Source organism: Streptomyces sp. NPDC012835 (assembly GCF_042900885.1).
Lineage (GTDB): Bacteria > Actinomycetota > Actinomycetes > Streptomycetales > Streptomycetaceae > Streptomyces.
In genome coordinates this window covers 56,653-76,814 of the sequence record NZ_JBIBBW010000007.1, presented here as the reverse complement: position 1 = coordinate 76,814, position 20,162 = coordinate 56,653, and the positions used below count along the sequence as shown (strand labels likewise).

At 72.1% G+C, this 20,162-nt stretch carries 18 protein-coding genes; 9 read left to right on the top strand and 9 right to left on the bottom strand.

Annotation, left to right across the window (positions count from 1 at the left end; all coding sequences use genetic code 11):
- The first annotated feature begins 53 nt into the window (after positions 1–53).
- Both ACFY6S_RS25900 and ACFY6S_RS25895 read left to right on the top strand, forming a co-directional pair.
- Complete coding sequence (locus tag ACFY6S_RS25900; protein WP_388827554.1) at positions 54–1,562, top strand: hypothetical protein; 1,509 nt, start codon at positions 54–56, stop codon at positions 1,560–1,562.
- A 9-nt stretch (positions 1,563–1,571) separates the two neighbouring features.
- Complete coding sequence (locus tag ACFY6S_RS25895; protein WP_388827557.1) at positions 1,572–2,213, top strand: PadR family transcriptional regulator; 642 nt, start codon at positions 1,572–1,574, stop codon at positions 2,211–2,213.
- A 56-nt stretch (positions 2,214–2,269) separates the two neighbouring features.
- Here the strand turns inward: ACFY6S_RS25895 and ACFY6S_RS25890 are convergent, their stop codons facing one another.
- A complete protein-coding gene (locus tag ACFY6S_RS25890; protein WP_388827775.1) occupies positions 2,270–3,670 on the bottom strand; it encodes a glutamate decarboxylase in 1,401 nt (466 codons plus the stop codon).
- 193 nt (positions 3,671–3,863) lie between these two features.
- Positions 3,864–5,141 (bottom strand): ion channel protein, encoded by a 1,278-nt coding sequence (locus tag ACFY6S_RS25885; RefSeq protein ID WP_388827560.1) that lies wholly within the window; start codon positions 5,139–5,141, stop codon positions 3,864–3,866.
- A 335-nt stretch (positions 5,142–5,476) separates the two neighbouring features.
- On the opposite strand from ACFY6S_RS25885, the gene ACFY6S_RS25880 reads away from it, so the two are divergent.
- Positions 5,477–6,811 (top strand): VTT domain-containing protein, encoded by a 1,335-nt coding sequence (locus ACFY6S_RS25880; RefSeq protein ID WP_388827563.1) that lies wholly within the window; start codon positions 5,477–5,479, stop codon positions 6,809–6,811.
- 24 nt (positions 6,812–6,835) lie between these two features.
- On the opposite strand, the gene ACFY6S_RS25875 is transcribed toward ACFY6S_RS25880, so the two are convergent.
- Positions 6,836–8,524, bottom strand: a complete 1,689-nt coding sequence (locus ACFY6S_RS25875; protein ID WP_388827566.1) for a threonine/serine exporter family protein — start codon at positions 8,522–8,524, stop codon at positions 6,836–6,838.
- A 203-nt stretch (positions 8,525–8,727) separates the two neighbouring features.
- Positions 8,728–9,222 carry an inorganic diphosphatase gene (locus ACFY6S_RS25870; RefSeq protein ID WP_003968257.1) on the bottom strand — a complete coding sequence of 165 codons (495 nt, stop codon included), beginning with the start codon at positions 9,220–9,222 and terminating at the stop codon, positions 8,728–8,730.
- A gap of 176 nt (positions 9,223–9,398) precedes the next feature.
- On the opposite strand from ACFY6S_RS25870, the gene dacB reads away from it, so the two are divergent.
- From dacB to folE, 6 genes are all read left to right on the top strand, one after another.
- Positions 9,399–10,880, top strand: coding sequence for a D-alanyl-D-alanine carboxypeptidase/D-alanyl-D-alanine-endopeptidase (dacB, locus tag ACFY6S_RS25865; protein WP_388827569.1), 1,482 nt, complete (start codon positions 9,399–9,401; stop codon positions 10,878–10,880).
- A 116-nt stretch (positions 10,881–10,996) separates the two neighbouring features.
- Positions 10,997–12,130, top strand: a complete 1,134-nt coding sequence (locus tag ACFY6S_RS25860) for a zinc-dependent metalloprotease (protein ID WP_388827572.1) — start codon at positions 10,997–10,999, stop codon at positions 12,128–12,130.
- 187 nt (positions 12,131–12,317) lie between these two features.
- Positions 12,318–13,370: a tRNA lysidine(34) synthetase TilS gene (gene tilS, locus ACFY6S_RS25855; protein ID WP_388827575.1), complete on the top strand. Its 1,053-nt coding sequence runs from the start codon at positions 12,318–12,320 to the stop codon at positions 13,368–13,370.
- Positions 13,371–13,439: 69 nt separating this feature from the next.
- Entirely contained in the window at positions 13,440–14,000 is a 561-nt protein-coding gene (gene hpt, locus ACFY6S_RS25850; RefSeq protein WP_388827578.1) for a hypoxanthine phosphoribosyltransferase, read from the top strand.
- A 224-nt stretch (positions 14,001–14,224) separates the two neighbouring features.
- A complete protein-coding gene (gene ftsH, locus ACFY6S_RS25845) occupies positions 14,225–16,252 on the top strand; it encodes an ATP-dependent zinc metalloprotease FtsH (protein ID WP_388827581.1) in 2,028 nt (675 codons plus the stop codon).
- A 125-nt stretch (positions 16,253–16,377) separates the two neighbouring features.
- Positions 16,378–16,983, top strand: a complete 606-nt coding sequence (folE, locus tag ACFY6S_RS25840) for a GTP cyclohydrolase I FolE (protein WP_388827584.1) — start codon at positions 16,378–16,380, stop codon at positions 16,981–16,983.
- 57 nt (positions 16,984–17,040) lie between these two features.
- On the opposite strand, the gene ACFY6S_RS25835 is transcribed toward folE, so the two are convergent.
- From ACFY6S_RS25835 to folP, 5 genes are all read right to left on the bottom strand, one after another.
- The gene (locus ACFY6S_RS25835) at positions 17,041–17,541 is read right to left on the bottom strand and encodes a DUF3180 domain-containing protein (RefSeq protein ID WP_388827587.1); all 501 of its coding nucleotides are present in this window, start codon (positions 17,539–17,541) and stop codon (positions 17,041–17,043) included.
- 75 nt (positions 17,542–17,616) lie between these two features.
- Positions 17,617–18,231: a 2-amino-4-hydroxy-6-hydroxymethyldihydropteridine diphosphokinase gene (gene folK / locus ACFY6S_RS25830; protein WP_388827590.1), complete on the bottom strand. Its 615-nt coding sequence runs from the start codon at positions 18,229–18,231 to the stop codon at positions 17,617–17,619.
- On the bottom strand, positions 18,228–18,587 hold the full coding sequence (gene folB / locus ACFY6S_RS25825; RefSeq protein ID WP_388827593.1) for a dihydroneopterin aldolase: 360 nt from the start codon (positions 18,585–18,587) through the stop codon (positions 18,228–18,230). The genes folK and folB overlap by 4 nt, the downstream gene beginning before the upstream one ends.
- A 179-nt stretch (positions 18,588–18,766) precedes the next feature.
- Positions 18,767–19,225 (bottom strand): nuclear transport factor 2 family protein, encoded by a 459-nt coding sequence (locus ACFY6S_RS25820; RefSeq protein ID WP_388827596.1) that lies wholly within the window; start codon positions 19,223–19,225, stop codon positions 18,767–18,769.
- The gene (gene folP / locus ACFY6S_RS25815) at positions 19,222–20,082 is read right to left on the bottom strand and encodes a dihydropteroate synthase (RefSeq protein WP_388827599.1); all 861 of its coding nucleotides are present in this window, start codon (positions 20,080–20,082) and stop codon (positions 19,222–19,224) included. Before folP ends, ACFY6S_RS25820 begins: the two co-directional genes overlap by 4 nt.
- Positions 20,083–20,162: the final 80 nt, after the last annotated feature.

Genomic DNA, 20,162 nt, shown 5'->3' with positions numbered 1-20,162 from the left:
CATGGACGGACCAGCGGGCCTCGTACTGTTGTCCAGGGGGCGGAACCACCTTCGTGATATCTCCAACGGCGTCCTCGCGGCGCCGCGTTCTCGTCTGGCTGATCCCGGCGCTGTGGACGGTCGCCCTCGGCCTGTGGGGGCTGTCCCGGCAGGGCAGCGTGTGGCGGGACGAGGCCGCGACCTGGCAGGTGGCCCAGCGCTCCACCGCCGAGATATGCCGGATGCTGGGGAACGTCGATGTCGTGCACGGGGTCTACTACCTGTTGATGCACGGGCTGTTCGCGTGCTTCGGTCCCGGCACCACGGTCCTGCGGCTGCCCTCGGTGCTGGCCACGGCGGTGGCGGCGGGGTGCGTGGCGGTCGTCGGGCACCGGCTGGCCGGGGGGTACGCGGGGCTGACGGGAGGGCTGGCGTTCGGGCTGCTGCCGGCCGTGCAGTTCTACCTCCAGGAGGGCCGGCCGTACGCGCTGGTCGCGGCCGGGGCCGGGATCTCGACCCTGCTGCTCGTGTCCGCGCTCCAGGGGCGGGCCCGGACGGCGCACTGGGTCGCCTACGGCGGCACCGTCCTGCTGTGCGGGGCGCTGAACTGGCTCTCGCTGCTGATGCTGCCGGCGCACCTGGCGACCCTGGCCTGGACGCGGGCCGGGCGCGGGGTGTGGAGGCGCTGGGCGACGGCCGCCTCGGCGGCGGTGGTGTGCGCGCTGCCGTTGGTTCTCTTCAGCCGGGGCCAGTCCGCACAGGTGTCCTGGATTCCGCCGCTGACCTGGCACATGCTGATCGGCCCCGGCGTCCTGCTGCTGATCGGTGGCGCCGGCGCGCTGCTGGACCGGCCCGCGGTCGGCCGGCTGTCGGTGGCGGCCGTGGGGCTGCCGTTGCTCGCGGTGCCACAGCTCGGCCTCATCGCTCTTTCCCTGGTCCAGCCGCTGTTCCTGGACCGGTACGTCCTCTTCAGCCTGCTGGGCCTGGCCCTGCTGACCGGCACGTTCGTCGGCGCGGCGACACGGGCGGCCCGGCCCCGGTTCCCGCGAGCGTCCGCGTGGATTCTTCCGGTGGCGCTCGCCGTGGCGGCGTCGGCGCTGCTGCCGCAGTCGCTGGCCAAACGCTCCCCGGCGAGCCGGGTGGACGATGTCGTGGCCATAGCGTCGGACGTGCGGCGCATGACGGAGAGCGGAAGCGCGGTCCTCTTCGTCCCGTCGGCGCGCCGGGACACCAAATCCGTCTCCCCGGCCGCCTTCGCCGGTCTGCGGGACATCGCTCTGACCGAGAGTCCGGAGGACTCCGGGACGCTCAAGGGCGTGGAGGCGGACCCGGACCGCATCAGGGCGGCGATGCTGGCCCAGCGGCGGATACTGCTGGTGACGGACGCGGCCCGGGTGGCGAGGCCGGTGACGGCGCGGCGGGACAGAACGAAGCTCGCCGTGCTGGAGGAGCACTTCACGGCGGTGGCCGACCGGCAGGTCCGGGGCCGGCGGGTGACGGTGTACGAGCGGCTCGCGCCGGCCCGTCGAACTCTCCCCGACGACCCCGGCGGCGCCGGGGGAGGGCACCGGGGCAGGGCCTAATCTGGGGGGATGTCAGCGATCCGTCTGCTGGTGCTCTGCGCGGTCCGCCAGCACGGGCGCGCCCACGGTTACCAGGTCCGCAACGACCTGGAGTTCTGGGGTGCCCACGAGTGGTCCAACGCCAAGCCGGGATCGATCTACCACGCGCTGAAGCAGCTGGCGAAGCAGGGCTTCCTGCTGGCCCACGAGGTCGCGCCGAGCCCGGCGGGCGGTCCGCCGCGTACCGAGTACGAGCTGACGCCGGCCGGCCGCGAGGAGTATCTCCGGCTGGTGCGCGCGTCGCTGACCTCGTACGACCAGAAGGTGGACGTGCTCTCCGCGGGCCTCGGCGCCATGGTCGACCTGCCGCGGGCCGAGGTCGTGGAGCTGCTCGGCGCGCGGGTGCGCGCGATCGAGGCGTGGCGGGCCGAGGTGACCGAGCACTACGTACCGGAGGGCGGCCCCGGGCCGCTGGGTCACATCGGCGAGGTCATGAACCTGTGGATCCACTCGGCGGACGCCGGCGCGGAGTGGACCCGCGGTCTGATCGAGCGCGTCGAGGGCGGCGCTTACACCTTCGCCGGGGAGGGCGAGACCTTGGTGACGGTGCTGACCGGGGGCGAGAGGAACCCGTACGCGACGGGGACGCCCCACGAGGGCGACCGGCGCTGACGCGGGCGGCACCGGGTGCCCGTGTCCGGACGGGCGTCGGTGGTCCCCGTACGCCCTCAGTGGTGAAACGCCGTCGCGGCCGACTTGTCGCGGTTCAGCGGGCGCTCCTGGCGGCGCAGCTCCGGAAGCACCCGTTCCAGATCCGCGACGAGCAGCGCGGCCAGATCCGCCGAGAAGCCGTTGCGGCAGACGATCCGCAGGACGGACAGGTCCTGGCGGTTCGCCGGGAAGGTGTAGGCGGGCACCAGCCAGCCCTGTTCGCGCAGCCGCCGGGAGACGTCGAAGACGTCGAAGTTCGTCACCCCGGGGGCGGTGGTGAACGCGAACACGGGCAGCTCGTCGCCCCGGGTGAGCAGCCGGAAGTCACCCAGCGCCCCGATCCGGTCCGCGAGCCCCCTCGCGATGTCGCGGGCGGTCTGCTGGACCGCCCGGTAGCCGTCCCTGCCCAGCCGCAGGAAGGTGTAGTACTGCGCGACGACCTGCGCGCCCGGCCGGGAGAAGTTCAGCGCGAAGGTGGGCATGTCGCCGCCCAGGTAGTTCACCCGGAAGACCAGCTCCTCGGGGAGTTCGGCGGGGGTGCGCCACAGCGCCCAGCCGACACCCGGGTAGACCAGCCCGTACTTGTGCCCCGAGGTGTTGATCGAGGAGACGCGGGGCAGCCGGAAGTCCCAGACGAGATCCTCGTCGATGAAGGGCGCGATCATCGCGCCGGAGGCGCCGTCGACATGGACCGGCACATCGAGACCCGTACGCTCCTGGAGCGCGTCCAGGGCCGCGCACAGCTCCGCGACCGGTTCGTACGAGCCGTCGAAGGTGGAGCCCAGCACGGCCACGACGCCGATGGTGTTCTCGTCGCAGAGATCGGCCGCCGCCCGCGGATCGAGATGGAACCGGTCGCCTTCCATGGGGACTTGGCGCGCCTCCACCTCCCAGAAGGCGCAGAACTTCTCCCAGCAGACCTGGACGTTGACGCCCATCACGAGATTCGGTCGGGCGCTGCCCGGATAGCGCGCGGCGTTGCGGATCGCCCAGCGCCGCTTGAGCGCCATCCCGGCGAGCATGCACGCCTCGCTCGACCCGGTGGTCGAGCATCCGACCGCCGAGGACGGGTCGGGGGCGTTCCAGAGCGCGGCGAGCATCGCCACGCAGCGCCGTTCCAGCTCGGCCGTACGGGGGTACTCGTCCTTGTCGATCATGTTCTTGTCGCGGCACTCCGCCATCAGCACCGTCGCCTGCGGCTCCATCCAGGTGGTGACGAAGGTGGCCAGGTTGAGCCGCGAGTTGCCGTCGAGCATCAGCTCGTCGTGGACCAGCTGATAGGCCGTGTCGGGAGCGGTCGGACCGTCGGGGAGCCGGTGCGTCGGCGGGGCCGAGGTCATCTCGCCCACCGGGTCGGCCTCCCCGTAGAACGGGTTGAGCGACAGCCTGCGCATCTCGGCCCGGTCCTCCTCGGGCATCTTCGCCGCCCGGTCCGTGCCTCGGTCGAGTGACATCGGCTGGTCTCCTCGCGCTGGGACGACGGGCACGGCGGCCCCCGTCGCGAGGATACGGACGTACGGGACATACCGCCCGCCGGGTGGTGCTCGTCGGGCCATGCTCGCCGGACGCCGCTCGCCGGGTGGTGGCGGGCGGCGGGCGGAGACGTCCGGGTCACCGCAGCGCCGTGCCGTCCTCGCGCAGCTGCATCTGAGGGCGGCCGGTGACCAGCAGCCAGGCCGGCAGGGTCGCCACGCACAGCAGGGGCAGGATGTTCGGGTCCGCGACCATGACCGCCGCGGTGAACAGGCTCAGCCACCCCTGCCGGGTGACGGCGAGCAGGATGCCCAGGACGCCGCAGACCACCGCCAGCGCGGGCTGGGCCGCCGGGACGAGCGCGTGGGCGCACAGGCCGAGGGCCACTCCGACGAAGACGCCGGGGAAGATCCGGCCGCCCCGGAAGCCGCAGGCGGCGGCGGTCAGCAGGGCGACCAGTTTCACCACGGCCATCAGGGCGAACGAACCGGCCGACCAGCCGTCGGGGCGCTCCGCCAGGGTCCTGACCTCCGACAGCCCCTTGAAGAGGGTCAGCGGTCCGCCCAGCGCCCCCAGCAGGCCGAGCACCAGCCCGCCCGCCGTGAGCATGAGGCCGGGGTGGCGCAGCCGCCGGAAGAGGGCGTGCGCGTACGGGAACGCCCGGACGGCGGCCATTCCGAGCGCCGCCGCGACCGGGGCGATCACCAGAGCCGTCAGCAGGTCGCCCCAGTGGGTCCCGGTGTACTCGGGCAGGCCGAGGTCGAAGGTCGGACGGGCGATCAGCACCGTGGTCAGCCCGCCCGCGCCGGCGGCGATCAGCGGCCCGAACAGCTTGTCCCACAGTGTGCCGGGCCCCGGCCGCGCGGCCATGGTCTCGGTGAGGATCAGCGCGGCCGCCACGGGGGTGCCGAACAGCGCCCCGATCGTGCCCGCCGCGCCGAGCCCCACCCACAGCGCGGCCGGCGTGCCGGGCGCGGCCTTGCGGCCGAGCCAGTACGCGAGCGCGATGTTGGCCGCCGTGATCGGGTTCTCCGGGCCGAGACTCACCCCACCGGCCAGGGCCAGTACGGTCACCACCAGCAGCCCCGGCACCACCCCGGCCGGCATCGGCGCGTCGACGAGCCCGGTGGTCGCCGGATCGGGCCCGGCGTGCCCGGGCACCCGCCGTACGACGATCCCCACCGCGAGCCCGGTGGCCGTCAGCATCACGATGATCCACAGCGCGGAGTGGCGACCCACCCCGAGGGCGTCCGGCAGGGTCTTCCACAGCACGTCCTCGAACCGCTCCGCGACCTCGCTCACCCCCAGCAGCACCAGCGCCGCGACCACCCCCACCAGCAGCGAGGGCACGACCAGGGGGAGCAGGGCGCGCGCGGAGGGGGAGGGGGCGGGAGCGGACGGAGCGTCGGCGGTCACGTACTCAACGTAATCGCGCGGGCGGACTCGCACCTCACGTCGCGGGAGGAGCCGCAACGGCACCCGTACGGATTCGCACGACCGGCCCGTACGGATACGCACGGAGGGGTAACGGACCCGGCCGGGCACCTGCCGGAGGCTCCCGCGCGGCGCGTAAGGGACGCGGAGGCCGATACGGGTACGGGGCGGGTCACGGCGGGTCGGGGGAGCGGGCCGGAGGCGGGATACCGGGGCGGGGTGGAACCTGTAGGTGCGCACGGGCGTTGATAGCTTGTGCGCGGCCGACCACGCCGATTCGACGATCGACCGACCAACGACTCAGGAGTCCGGAACCCGTGACCACCCTTGCGCTCGGACCCAGCTGGCTGGACCCGGACTATCTGATCGGGACCTTCGGGCTGATCGGTGTCCTGGTCATCGTCTTCGCGGAGTCCGGTCTTCTCATCGGCTTCTTCCTGCCGGGCGACTCCCTGCTGTTCACCACCGGCCTGCTGGTGACGGCGGGCACGCTCAAGAGCCCGCTCTGGCTGGTCTGCCTGCTGGTCGTGCTCGCGGCGATCGCGGGTGACCAGGTCGGCTATCTCTTCGGCCGGAAGGTCGGCCCCGCGCTGTTCCGGCGGCCCGACTCCAAGCTGTTCAAGCAGGAGAACGTGGAGAAGGCCCACGAGTTCTTCGAGAAGCACGGCCCCAAGTCGCTGGTGCTGGCGCGCTTCGTCCCGGTCATCCGTACGTTCACGCCGATCATCGCCGGTGTGAGCCGGATGAACTACCGCTCGTTCATCACCTTCAACATCATCGGCGGCCTGCTCTGGGGCGCCGGGGTCACGCTGCTGGGGGCCGCCCTCGGCAAGATCGAGTTCGTGCACCAGCACATCGAGATGATCCTCATCCTGATCGTGCTGATCTCGGTGCTGCCCATCGTGATCGAGTTCCTGCGGGCGCGCGCCAAGTCGAAGAAGGCGGCGGCGCTGGAGCCCGGCGTCGACGACGGCCAGGTCGGCCCCGGCACGGCCGCGACGGACGCGTACCCGGCGGCGTACGGCGCCGCCGCGGTCGCCGGCGCTCCGGCTCCCGGCACGCCCGGCGCGGACACCATGCGGTTCCCGAAGGTCCCGGCCGCTCCGTCCGGCCCGTCCGCCCCGTCCGGCCCGCAGGGCGGCGGCCAGGCCGGCGGTCAGCAGACCCCGAACCCGTACCAGACCCCCGGCCCCTACCAGGCCCCCGCCGACGGCCAGGCCCCCGGCCCGTACCGGACGCCCGGCGGCCAGCAGGCCCCGAACCCGTACCAGACCCCCGGCGGCTACCCGGAGCAGCAGCAGGGCGGTTACGGGGCGCCCGGTGGCTATCAGGACCAGCGGCAGGGGGGGCAGGGCGGCCATCAGGGCTCCGGCGGGTACCAGAACCCCAACCCGTACCAGCAGACCCCGAGCCCGTACCAGGGCCACCCGAACCCGTATCAGGGGAACCCCGACGCGTACCAGGGGACTCCGAACCCGTACCAGGAGACCGGCGGCTACCAGGAGCCGAACGGCTACCAGGGCCCCGGCGGTTACCAGGCTCCCGACCCGTACCAGGCACCCCGGGCGCCCCACACGCACCAGGGGCCCGCCGCGCCCGACGACTCGCCCGACGGTCCCGGTGACCCGCACGGCCGGCACGCCAGGTACTGACCCGCACCCGCGCCCCTCCCGGCGTCAGAAGCCGCGCGTCCGCTTGGCCGCGCGGCGGCTCGACGCCCGGCCGGAGCCCGGCACCTTGAGGAACAGCCGCGACACCTCTCCACCGAGGTTCACCCCCACCGCGATCGCCAGCGCGAGGGCCACCGCCTTGGAGAGCGACGCCAGCCCGCGGTCCAGCTCGTTCTGCGCGAAGCCCAGCAGCCCGAAGTACGTCGCCGAACCGGGCAGCAGCGGGCCGATCGCCGCCGTCACGTACGGCAGCGCCGACGCGAACTGGTAGCGCGAGAACAGCTGGCCGAACAGCCCCACCAGACCCGCCGCCACCGCCGTCGCCGCCACCGGCGAGATCCTGCCCGTGTCCGCCATCGCGCCGTAGACGATCCACGCCACCCCGCCGTTGAGCGACACCATCAGCACCGTGGAACGTTCCTGCTGGAGCAGGATCGCGAAGGCGAAGCTGAGCGCCACCGACGCCAGGATCTGCACCCACGGCCGCTCGACGGTGTGCAGCGCCGCGTCCGGGTTGAGCTGCGCGTCCAGCTGCACCCCCAGATAGAGCACCACCAGCACCCCGATGACGATCGCGATGAAGAAGTACATGACTTCCAGGAGCCGCGCGGCCGCGGTGATGTAGTAGCCGGTGAGACCGTCCTGCACCCCCGCCACCAGCGCACGCCCCGGCAGCAGCGCGAACAGCCCACCGGTGATCACCGCCGAGGGCCGGCCGCCCCAGTGCAGGGCCGAAGTCAGCAGCGTCAGCGCCACCCCCATCGCGGCGGGCGGCATCGCGGCCACCACGAACTGGTAGAACTCCGGCAGCCCGCGCCCCGCGCACAGCCAGGCGAGCCGGTCGCCGAGCATCGCGCCCAGCGCCGCCGCGGCGAACACCACCGCGTCACCGCCGACCAGCACGGAAGCGGAACCCGCCAGCACCCCGCTCGCCACCGTGAGCGCCCAGCCGGGGTAGGGGTGCCGGTTACGGCGGATCTCGGCGAGCCGCCGGTACGCCTCCTCCAGCGTGACGTCCGTGTCCTCGGTCGTGATGTCGTCGATCAGCGTGTACACGGCGGACAGCCGGGTGTAGTCCGTACCCCGCCTGCGGACCGTCCGGCTGGCCGTCACCGGGTCCTCCACCAGCGACGGCTGGTGGGAGATCGACAGCAGGGTGAAGGTGACGGTCGGCTCGCAGTGGTCGAGGCCGTACGCGCGCGTGACCGCGAACATCGCGGCCTCCACGTCCTCGGCGCCCTCGCCGCCCGCCAGCAGCAGTTCGCCGATGCGCAGGGTCAGGTCCAGCACGCGGGGCACGGCGGGCCCCTCGTCGTCGTGCCGCTGCACCCTCTCCGGCACGGGACGGTCCCCGACCGGCATCCGCAGCAGCGTGCGCATCCGGTCCTGCCAGGGCGCGTCCCTCGGCAGCAGCGCCAGCGGGAGGCCGTGCGTGGGGGTGAGCGGTCCCGAGGGGCTCCCGAGCGGTCCGGGGCCGCTCGGCTGCGTACCGCCCGGCAGGTCGAAGGCGGAGCCCTCCGGCTCGGGGGAGACCTCCACCAGCCCTTCGAGCCCCTCGGGCAGCGCGAACTCGGAGGTCGGCTGATCGTCTTCGGGAAGCGGCGGCTGCTCCACCCCGAGCGGCGGAGTGAAGGCGCTGCGCGCCTCGTCCGACTGAGGCTTTCGGTCCTCGGGACCGTCCGGCTCGGCCACCACTGTCTGCTTCCTCGCTCCCTGTCCTGCCCGGCACCACCCTGCCCACCCCGCCCGCACGTCACACGGACGAGCCCGCTGGTCCCTCGTCTGCCCAGTATGGGCAGGGACATGGCGGGGCACACGCGGACGGGCGGCACACCCACGAGGGGTGTGCCGCCCGTCGTCCGTCCGGCCAACCGCCGGTCACACGGGGAGTCGCGTGCTCAGTGCGCGCCGCCCTGCGCTTCCAGCCGCTTGTACGACGCCTCGATCTCGGCCTCGGCCTCGGCGCGGCCGACCCAGTCGGCGCCCTCGACGGACTTGCCGGGCTCCAGGTCCTTGTAGACCTCGAAGAAGTGCTGGATCTCCAGCCGGTCGAACTCCGAGACGTGGTGGATGTCGCGCAGGTGCTCCACCCGGGGGTCGGACGCCGGGACGCACAGCAGCTTGTCGTCGCCGCCGGCCTCGTCGGTCATCCGGAACATGCCGATCGCGCGGCACTTGATGAGGCATCCGGGGAAAGTGGGCTCGTCCAGGATGACCAGCGCGTCCAGCGGGTCGCCGTCCTCGCCGAGGGTGTTCTCGACGAAGCCGTAGTCGGCCGGGTAACTCGTCGAGGTGAAGAGACGACGGTCGAGGCGGATCCGACCGGTCTCGTGGTCCACCTCGTACTTGTTCCGCGAACCCTTCGGGATCTCGATGGTGACGTCGAACTCCACGGGTGGCTCCTCCATGATCAACACATATGTCGGTAATGCTGCGTCCACACGGGAGAGGACCCCCCGAACGCCCGGCCTGACGGACGGATGGTGGCCGGGGCGCCGCGCTCGTGGCAGGGCGCAGTGATTAAGTGTCCCCCACGCAACTGTGTGATCGCGAAAGGGGCTGGTCAGCCGTGGTTGGGCCGAAAGCGTGGCAGTTCGCGGCGGGTTCCGCCGTCGTCGGCCTGACGCTCGCCGCCGTGGTGGTGGCCGCGACCGGCCCGTGGGACTCCGGTCAGCGTAAGGCCGAGCGGGAGTGGGCGGTCGCCCAGAGCCGTACGGGTGGCGCAGATCACGACGGGTCCGCCCCCCGCGCCCCCGCGCCCGCCCCCAGCGCCGCCGCCGTGCTCGCCGAACTGGGCGGCGCCGGTACGACCACCGCCGGGCAGGGGAAGGCGTCCGGCGGCCAGACGCCGGGACGGCCCGCACGACTCCCGCCGGAACTCGCCCCCCGGCTCGCGAAGACCCTCGGGCCGCTCCTCGACGCGGACGCGCTCGGCCCGGTGCGTACCGCCTCGGTGGTCGACGTCGCGACCGGCGAGCGGCTGTACGGGAAGGGCGAGGGCGATCCGATGACCCCGGCCTCCACCGTCAAGATCGCCACGATGGTCGCCGCGCTCTCCGCGCTCGGCCCCGACCACCGCATCGCCACCACGGTCAGGGCCACGCCCGACGGCCGCCGGATCACCCTGGTCGGCGGCGGCGACGCCACCCTGGACCGGGAGGGCCTGGCCCGGCTGGCCGACGACACCGTCCGCGCCCTGCGCGACCGGGGCGTCGCCAAGGTGGAGCTGCGCTACGACACGTCCCTCTACTCGGGCCCACGCGAACACCCCATCGGCCCCAACGACAACATCGCCCCCGTCGTCGCGCTGATGTCCCGGCAGGGACGGCTCGACACGTCGGCCGGCGGACCGGCGCCGCGCAGCGGGAACCCGGCCGGCGACGCCGCCCGGGTCTACGCCGCGCTGCTGCGCGAACGGGGCGTCCGCACCACCGGCGCACCCGAACGGAGCAGAGCGCCCAAGGGTTCGCAGCTCCTCGCCCGTATCCACTCCAGCCCCCTCTCCGCCCTGGTCGAACGGGCCCTGACCGAGAGCGACAACGACATCGCGGAATCCCTGGCCCGGCAGACCGCCCTCGCCGCCGGCGAGCCCGCGAGCTTCGACGGCGCGGGCCGCGCCGTCCTGGACCGGCTCAGGAAGCTCGAACTGCCCGTGCGGGGAGCCGTGTTGGACGACGGCAGCGGACTCGACCGCGCGGACCGGGTCAGCGCCTCGCTCCTCACCGCCCTGCTGGTGCGCGCCGCCTCCCCCGACCACCCCGAGCTGCGCCCCGTCCTGACCGGACTGCCCGTCGCCCGGTTCACCGGCACGCTCCGCACCCGCTACGCGGACGCCCCGTCGGCGGCCGGGCTGGTGCGCGCCAAGACGGGCACGCTCAGCGGGGTGAACACCCTGGCGGGGACGGCGGTGGACGCCGGGGGGCGGCTGCTGGCCTTCGCCTTCATGGCGGGCTCCACCGAGGCCCCCGACACCGCGCAGGCGGCCCTGGACCGGCTCTCGGCGGCCCTGGTCCCGGCGGGGGACCCCGACGCGGGCCGCCGGGGGCGCTGAGGCCGTTCCTCCCCCCGGAGCCCTGGGGCCCCTAGGGGAGAAGCAGGGAGAAACGGGGGAAGAACCGGGTCCCCTTCACCTCACCGCTCCGCGATGCCAGCACGTACGGTTGACGCATGACGAGCATCGGTGGTGCAGAGATGGTCGACTGGAACCTCGCGGTGGCGACCGCGACCCGCCTCGCGCGCCCGGGACCCGAGGTCAGCCGCGACGAGGCGCGCGAGATCGTCGCCGAGCTGAGGCGCCACGCCAAGGCCGCGGAGGAGCACGTCCGGGGATACACCCGGATGATCCCCGAGGGCCACGAGCCGCCGGACACCCCCGTCCTGGTCGTCGACCGGGCCGGCTGGGTCAAGGCCAACGTCGCCGGCTTCCGCGAGCTGCTCAAGCCGCTGTTCGAGAAGATGAAGGACCGGCGCTCCGGCACCCCGGGCGGCGCCGTGCTCGGCGCGGTCGGCGGCAAGGTCACCGGCGTCGAGGTCGGCATGCTGCTGTCCTTCATGTCCTCGCGCGTGCTCGGCCAGTACGAGACGTTCGCCCCCGCCACCCGCGACCTCCCGGCCGCGGCGGACGGTGGCGGCCGGCTGCTGCTCGTCGCCCCCAACATCGTCCACGTCGAGCGGGAACTCGACGTGGACCCGCACGACTTCAGGCTCTGGGTCGCCCTCCACGAGGAGACGCACCGTACCCAGTTCACCGGGGTGCCCTGGCTCCGTGACCATCTCCAGGGCGAGATCCAGTCGTTCCTGGACGAGACCGACGTCGACCCGATGACCGTGGTCGAACGGCTCCGCGAAGCCGCCCAGTCGCTCTCCGGAGGCCGCCCCGAGGGAGAGCGCGACGAGGAGGACGGCCGCTCCATCGTCGAGCTGGTGCAGACCCCCGGGCAGCGCGAGATCCTCAGCAGGCTCACGGCCGTGATGTCCCTGCTCGAAGGGCACGCCGACTTCGTGATGGACGGCGTGGGCCCGCAGGTCGTGCCCTCCGTGGCCGAGATCCGCGAGAAGTTCCAGCAGCGCAGGGCCAGCGGCGCCGGCCGGCTCGACCAGGCGCTGCGCAAGATGCTCGGCCTCGACGCCAAGCTGCGGCAGTACCGGGACGGGGAGCGGTTCGTGCGGTCCGTGGTCGAGGAGGTCGGCATGGACGGCTTCAACCGCGTCTGGACTTCTCCGAACACCCTTCCCACCAAGGCGGAGATCGCCAAACCGGCGGATTGGGTCGCGAGGGTGCACCGTAAGGCCGATTCCTGACCCGAATCGACCCCTTGGCAGAAGAACGCCCCAGGTATCACCCATCCGAGGGACCGTGGGTGAGGGATAGGCGTGCAATGCTCGGGTAATGGCTCGGTTCTGTCACCATCGACGCACTCTGAGTGACGCTCTCCGTCCTTACTCCGACCGAGGCACCCCCCAAATAACATCACGAAGGGCACCGGATATGGGTCCCCATCCTGCGGTCGCGGCGATACGCCTGGCGGTCCGCCGCGTACTCCACGACATCCTCACCGAACGGGCGGAGACGCACTCCGCCACCTCCCCGCACGCCTCCCCTTCCGCCTCCCCCTCCGCCCCCGGCGGCCCCCCGCTCGTGCTCGTCGCCTGCTCGGGCGGCGCGGACTCCATGGCACTCGCCTCCGCCCTCGCCTTCGAGGCGCCCCGGCTCTCCGTCCGGGCGGGCGCCGTCACCGTCGACCACGGCCTCCAGGACGGCTCGGCCCTCCGCGCGGCCGAAGTCGTCGCCCGGCTCGGCGCGATGCGGCTCGACCCCGTCGAATCGCTCGCGGTGACCGTCGGCCGCGACGGAGGCCCCGAAGCCGCCGCGCGTGACGCGCGCTACGCCGCGCTCGACGCCGCCGCCGAGCGCCACCGGGCGGCCGCCGTCCTGCTCGGCCACACCCGCGACGACCAGGCCGAGACCGTACTGCTCGGCCTCGCCCGCGGCTCGGGCACCCGCTCCCTGTCCGGCATGGCGGCCGTCTCCGGGGCGACGGGACGCTACCGCCGCCCCTTCCTCCGGCTCGACCGGCAGACCGCCCGCAAGGCATGCCTGGTGCAGTCGATCCCCGTCTGGGACGACCCCCACAACTCCGATCCCGCCTACACCCGTTCACGGCTGCGCCACGAAGGGCTGCCCGCGCTGGAGAAGGCGCTGGGCAAGGGTGTGGTCGAGGCCCTGGCCCGTACGGCGCAGCTCTCCCGCGACGACGCCGACGCCCTCGACGGCTGGGCCCGCGAAGCGGAAGCCGGCGTGCGGGACGAGTCGGGTCAGCTGGAGTGCGCCAAGCTCTACGCGCTCCCGCCCGCCGTCCGCCGCCGGGTGCTGCGCAGGGCAGCCATCGCCGCGGGCGCCCCCGCGGGCTCCCTGTTCGCCCGGCACATCGAAGAGGTCGACCGCCTGATCACCGGCTGGCGCGGCCAGGGAGCCATCAACCTGCCCGGCCGCGTGGAGGCCAGGAGGCAGGGTGGCAGACTGGTCATCCGGCAGGGCTGAAGCGCGGATGCACTACGGCTGTGTCTCCGGGACCGGTCGGTTCCGGACCTCTGGCCGACGACGAAAGCGATGCGGGTGGACGACAAGGACATGGGCAAAGACCTCCAGTCGGTGCTCATCACCAAGGAAGAGATCGACGCGAAGCTGGCCGAGCTGGCGGCGGAGATCGACGCGGAGTACGCGGGCAAGGACCTGCTGCTGGTCGGGGTTCTCAAGGGTGCCGTGATGGTCATGGCGGACCTGGCGCGTGCCCTGTCCACCCCCGTGACGATGGACTGGATGGCCGTCTCCTCGTACGGGGCGGGCACCCAGTCCTCCGGCGTGGTCCGGATCCTCAAGGACCTGGACACCGACATCAAGGGCAAGCACGTCCTGATCGTCGAGGACATCATCGACTCCGGTCTGACGCTGTCGTGGCTGCTGTCCAACCTCGGATCCCGGGAGCCGGCCTCGCTGGAGGTCTGCACGCTGCTCCGTAAGCCGGATGCCGCAAAGGTCGCGATCGACGTGAAATGGATCGGCTTCGACATTCCCAATGAGTTCGTCGTCGGATACGGCCTGGATTACGCGGAGAAGTACCGCAACATGCCATTCGTCGGCACGCTCGCACCGCACGTCTACGGCGGCTAGCGGAGAGGGCGGACACCCCCGGTGCGGCGAAGTGTTACCGAAAGGCTTCGTCGTGGCCGGGAACCCCAGCCCTCTTCGCACCGTTGGAGCATGGGAAGACTGGTTTGTCAGCCGTCCCGTGCGGTCGCGGGCCATGATGCTGGGGTACCGTCCGAAGAACACTCTTTTCTCACAGCAGCATTTACCTACGGGCAGGAGGGACGGGGCGACTTCGCCTCGTATGGATGGACGTGAAGCGATACTTCCGTGGGCCGGTCATGTGGATCGTGCTGGCCGTCCTCGCCGTGGTCGTGCTGATGAATGTCGTCGGCTCGGGCAGCGGCTACAAGACGGTGGACACCGGCGAGGTCGTCCAGGCGATCAGCAAGAACCAGGCCGAGCAGGTCAAACTGACCACCGGTGATGACCAGGTCATCAAGGTCGACCTCAAGAGCGGCGTCAAGGTCAAGGGCAGCGACAAGATCCAGGCGAGCTATATCGGCAGCCAGGGTTCCCAGCTCGCCCAGACCCTTCAGACGAAGTTCCAGAACGGCGACATCTCCAAGGGCTATACGGTCTCGCCGACGAAGCAGAGCCCGTTCCTCTCGGTTCTGTTCTCGCTGCTGCCCTTCGTGCTGATCGTCGTGGTCTTCCTGTTCCTGATGAATCAGATGCAGGGCGGCGGCTCCCGCGTCATGCAGTTCGGGAAGTCCAAGGCCAAACTCATCACCAAGGACACCCCCAAGACCACCTTCGCCGATGTGGCGGGCTCCGACGAGGCTGTCGAGGAGCTCCACGAGATCAAGGAATTCCTCCAGGAACCGGCCAAGTTCCAGGCCGTCGGCGCCAAGATCCCGAAGGGCGTGCTGCTCTACGGCCCGCCCGGCACGGGCAAGACCCTGCTCGCCCGCGCCGTCGCCGGTGAGGCCGGGGTGCCGTTCTACTCGATCTCCGGCTCGGACTTCGTGGAGATGTTCGTCGGCGTCGGCGCCTCCCGGGTGCGTGACCTCTTCGAGCAGGCCAAGGCGAACGCTCCGGCGATCGTCTTCGTGGACGAGATCGACGCCGTCGGCCGGCACCGCGGTGCGGGCCTCGGCGGTGGCCACGACGAGCGCGAGCAGACGCTCAACCAGCTCCTCGTCGAGATGGACGGCTTCGACGTGAAGGGCGGCGTCATCCTGATCGCCGCCACGAACCGGCCCGACATCCTCGACCCGGCGCTGCTGCGCCCGGGACGTTTCGACCGGCAGATCGCGGTCGACCGCCCGGACATGCAGGGCCGGCTGGAGATCCTCAAGGTCCACCAGAAGGGCAAGCCGGTCTCCCCGGACGTCGACCTGGGCGCGGTGGCCCGTCGTACGCCCGGCTTCACCGGCGCGGATCTGGCGAACGTGCTGAACGAAGCGGCGCTCCTGACGGCGCGCAGCGACAAGAAGCTGGTCGACAACCACTCCCTGGACGAGGCGATCGACCGTGTCGTGGCGGGCCCGCAGAAGCGGACCCGGATCATGTCCGAGAAGGAAAAGAAGATCACCGCGTACCACGAGGGCGGCCACGCCCTGGTCGCCGCGGCGTCTCCGAACTCCGACCCGGTGCACAAGATCACGATCCTGTCCCGCGGCCGGGCCCTGGGCTACACCATGGTCCTGCCCGACGAGGACAAGTACTCGACCACGCGCAACGAGATGCTCGACCAGCTCGCCTACATGCTGGGCGGGCGCGCGGCCGAGGAGCTGGTCTTCCACGACCCGACGACGGGCGCGGCCAACGACATCGAGAAGGCCACGGCCACGGCCCGCGCGATGGTCACGCAGTACGGCATGACCGAGCGGCTCGGCGCGATCAAGTTCGGCGGCGACAACACCGAACCGTTCGTCGGCCGTGAGATGGGCCACCAGCGCGACTACTCGGAAGAGGTCGCCGCGCTGGTCGACGAAGAGGTCAAGAAGCTCATCGAGACCGCGCACAACGAGGCGTGGGAGATCCTCGTCGAGAACCGTGACGTGCTCGACAATCTGGTCCTGGCGCTCCTGGAGAAGGAGACGCTCAACAAGGAGCAGATCGCCGAGGTCTTCTCGACCATCGTCAAGCGGCCCTCCCGCCCCGCGTGGACCGGTTCGTCGCGTCGTACCCCTTCGACGCGTCCGCCGGTGCTCTCGCCCAAGGAGCTGGCGCTCACCAACGGCGCGACCGGTGCGAACGGCACCCACCCCGCGGTGACGAGCGGTGAGACGCCGACCGAAGCGGTTCCCGAGGACCGTCCGGAGAGCTGACCCGGGCGCCCCAGCGGGCCCGGAATGGATGCCGCGTCCCCCAGGTTCTAGCCTGTGGGGGCGCGGCATCCGTGTATGCGGACGACCGCCCATGCGACAGGCACGGCACAGGAACGAGGCACCCCATGACCGACCCGGTGACGCTGGACGGCGCCAGCCCGGTCCGCGAGTTCGACGAGAAGCGGGCCGAGGACGCCGTGCGCGAACTGCTGATCGCGGTCGGCGAGGACCCGGACCGGGAGGGGCTGCGGGCCACCCCCGGCCGGGTGGCCCGGGCGTACAAGGAGATTTTCGCGGGGCTCCGGCAGAACCCGGAGGACGTGCTGACGACGACGTTCGACCTGGGGCACGACGAGATGGTCCTCGTGAAGGACATCGAGGTGATGTCGTCCTGCGAACACCACCTGGTGCCGTTCACCGGGGTCGCCCATGTCGGCTACATCCCGTCCGCCGAGGGGAAGATCACCGGACTGTCGAAGCTGGCCAGGCTGGTGGACGTCTACGCCCGCCGGCCGCAGGTCCAGGAGCGGCTGACGACGCAGATCGCCGACTCCCTGATGGAGATCCTCGATCCGCGCGGGGTGATCGTGGTGGTCGAGTGCGAGCACATGTGCATGACCATGCGCGGGGTCCGGAAGCCGGGTGCCAAGACGATCACCTCGGCGGTCCGCGGCCAGATGCGGGTGCCCGCCACGCGCGCGGAGGCCATGAGCCTGATCATGGCCCGCTGACCGCGGCCCGTCCGATCGCGGCTCGCTGAGGGCGGGACCCGCCGGTCGCGCCCGCCGCTACGCCGGTCCCGCCGGGGCCGCTCCGTTCCCCCGGTGGTCGTCGTCGGAGTCGTCGGGGAGCTTGCAGACGTGCTCCAGGAAGAACGCCGCGGCGATCACCGCGATACCCGCCAGGACGGAGAACCCGGCGTAGATGGCCTGGTCGCGGCGGACAGGGATGTCGAGGGAGCCCAGCAGAAAGACGCCGGCGCCGCCGTAGACCCCGCTGACCAGGGCCGCGACCAGGGCGCTTGCCTGGCCGAAGACGACCGCCCTGGCCGCCATGAGCGGATCGACGCCCTTCGCCTCGGGGCGGCGCTCGCGCTGGGCGCGGAGCCGGGCGCGCAGCGAGAGCGCGGTCGCGGAGAGCACGGCGGCGATCGCCGCCAGCACGATGGGCGCCGCGAGAGGCACGCTCGGCAGCGTGCCGAACGCGTCCCAGAGCCGGGCGGCGGCCCACGACAGCACACCCGCCACCACGAACAGTCCGGCGAGGACGCCGATCCGCAACTGCTTCACCGAGAAAGTCCTCCGCCTCGCGCCGTACTCATCCGTCCCGCACCGATCCGCCGAGCCTACTTCGCCGTACAACGACTACTCGGGCAGGCGCAGTTCCAGATCGGCGCGGGGACGCACGCCCGTACGGCCGACCTCGGCCAGCAGCTCGGCGACGGGGCCGTGTCCCGGGACGAGCGCCTGCGGATCCACGTCGTGCCACGGGGCGAGGACGAAGGCGCGCTCGTGGACCCTCGGGTGGGGGAGTGTGAGCAGCGGGTCGTCCGACACGACGTCCGCGTAGGCCACGATGTCCACGTCGATCGTGCGCGGCCCCCAGCGCTCCTCACGGACCCGGTCGAAGGCTTCCTCGATGGCCTGGCCACGCTCCAGCAGCGAGGACGGCGGCAGCGTCGTCCTGATCACCGCGACCGCGTTGAAGTACGACGGCTGGGAGCCGGGGTCCACGCCCCACGGTTCCGTCTCGTACACCGGGGAGACCGCCTTGACCCGGAGGCCGGGGGTGTCCTCCAGGGCGTCGACGGCGCCCTGGAGGGTCTCCAGCCGGTTGCCGAGGTTGGAGCCCAGGGCGACCACGGCCCACTGCGGATTGGACAGCGTGCTGTCCGCGGCGTCCACCTGGGCGACCACCGAGGCGGGCACCGGCTGAACGGTCGGGTCGCTCTGCGGCCCGTTGGCAGAAAACACAGTCATACTCGGCTCCGGGTGATCGTGACGGTCACATCGTCGAAGGGCACCGTGATCGGCGCGTCCGGTTTGTGGACGACCACCTCGACCTCCTCGACGCCGTCGTGTTTCAGGCACCGCTGGGCGATGCGCTCCGCCAGGGTCTCGATCAGGTCGACCGGCTCCCCCTGGACGACCTCCACGACCTCCTCGGCCACGATCCCGTAGTGCACCGTCTTCGCCAGATCGTCGGCGGCGGCCGCGGGGCGGGTGTCGAGGCCGAGCACCAGATCCACGATGAAGGTCTGGCCCTCCTCGCGCTCCCGGGGGAAGACGCCATGGTGCCCACGGGCTTTGAGGCCGCGCAGCGTGACACGGTCCACGCGAATCACTCCTGCTGTCGTTGGTCGTAGGGGCGCGACGCCGCGTACCGACGGCTCCGCACCCTCTTTCGAATCTACCCGCGGGCACCGACAGTGCTCCCCCTCGGGGGTGACGCCCGGCACGCAGCCCCGCCCCTACCCCGGGCGCGCTTCGGTCAATCCACTGCGAGGCGGCCCGCTCAGGCGGGTGTCTCCTCGTCCGGTTCCTCATCGGTTTCCGTCAGTACGGGGGACCCGTGGTGCGACCAGAGTTTCCACCCTTCCGGTGTACGCCGGAACACGTTCGTCGCGACGACCAGCTGGCCGACGAGGGGACCCAGCTCCCCGCTCTCCTCGGCCGGGCCGCCGCTGAGGATGTTCTCCGTGCAGGTGACGAGGGCGGTGTCGGAGTGGACGGACACCTCGACATCGGTCAGGAAGAACTGGATGTACTCCGTGTTCGCCATGATCAGGGCGTACGAGCGCAGCACCTCGCCGCGGCCGGAGAGCACGGGCCAGCCCGGGTGGACGCAGGAGACGCCCTCGTCGTCGCCGTCCAGCCAGAGCCCGGACAGCGACTCGAAGTCGCCGCGTTCCATCGCCTCGTAGAAGGTCGTGTTGGCCAGCTCGACCTGCTCGTTGTCCGTGAGCGCCGTCATCCGGCGACCTCCACCGCGCGGGCGACCCGTACCGCGTCGGCCGTCGCCCGTACCTCGTGGACCCGGACCGCCCAGGCGCGCTCGTGGGCGGCGATCGCGGAGACGGCGGCGGTGGCCGCGTCGCGCTCGCGGGCGGGCGGCGGGGCGCCCTCGCCGTCCGCGAGGACATGGCCGAGGAAGCGTTTGCGGGAGGCCGCGACCAGCAGCGGCCGGCCCAGGGTCCGCAGCTCGGCCAGGTGGGCGAGGAGCGCCAGATCGTGCTCCGCCCGCTTGGCGAAGCCCAGACCGGGATCGACGACCAGGCGCTCGGGGGCGACCCCGCCGGCGATCACCGCGTCCAGCCGGGCCCGCAGCTCGGCGAGGACCTCGGCGACGACGTCCGTGTAGACGGCGCGGCTGTTCATGCGCTCGCTGTAGCCGCGCCAGTGCATCACCACGAAGGGCACGCCCGCCGCCGCGACCGCGGGCACCATCGCGGGGTCGGCGAGTCCGCCGCTGACGTCGTTGACCAGGACGGCGCCCGCCGCGACCGCCCGCTCGGCGACCGAGGCGCGCATCGTGTCGACGGAGACGGTGACGCCCTCCGACGCCAGGCCCCGCACGACGGGCACGACCCGGCGCAGCTCCTCGTCCTCGTCGACCCGGGGCGCGCCGGGCCGGGTCGACTCGCCGCCGACGTCCACCAGGTCGGCGCCCTCGGCGGCCAGCCCGAGGCCGCGTTTGACGGCCGCCGTGGTGTCGAACCAGCGTCCGCCGTCGGAGAAGGAGTCGGGCGTCACATTGACGACCCCCATGACCGCGCAGCGGTCCCACCGGGGGAGCCCTTCGACCGTGCCACGCCCGCGCAATGTACTCATATGCCCACCCTATGGGGTGTCCGGTGCCCCGGCCGGAGGAAGCGCGGTACGCGGCCCCGCGGCGGGGCCGCGTCCCGCGC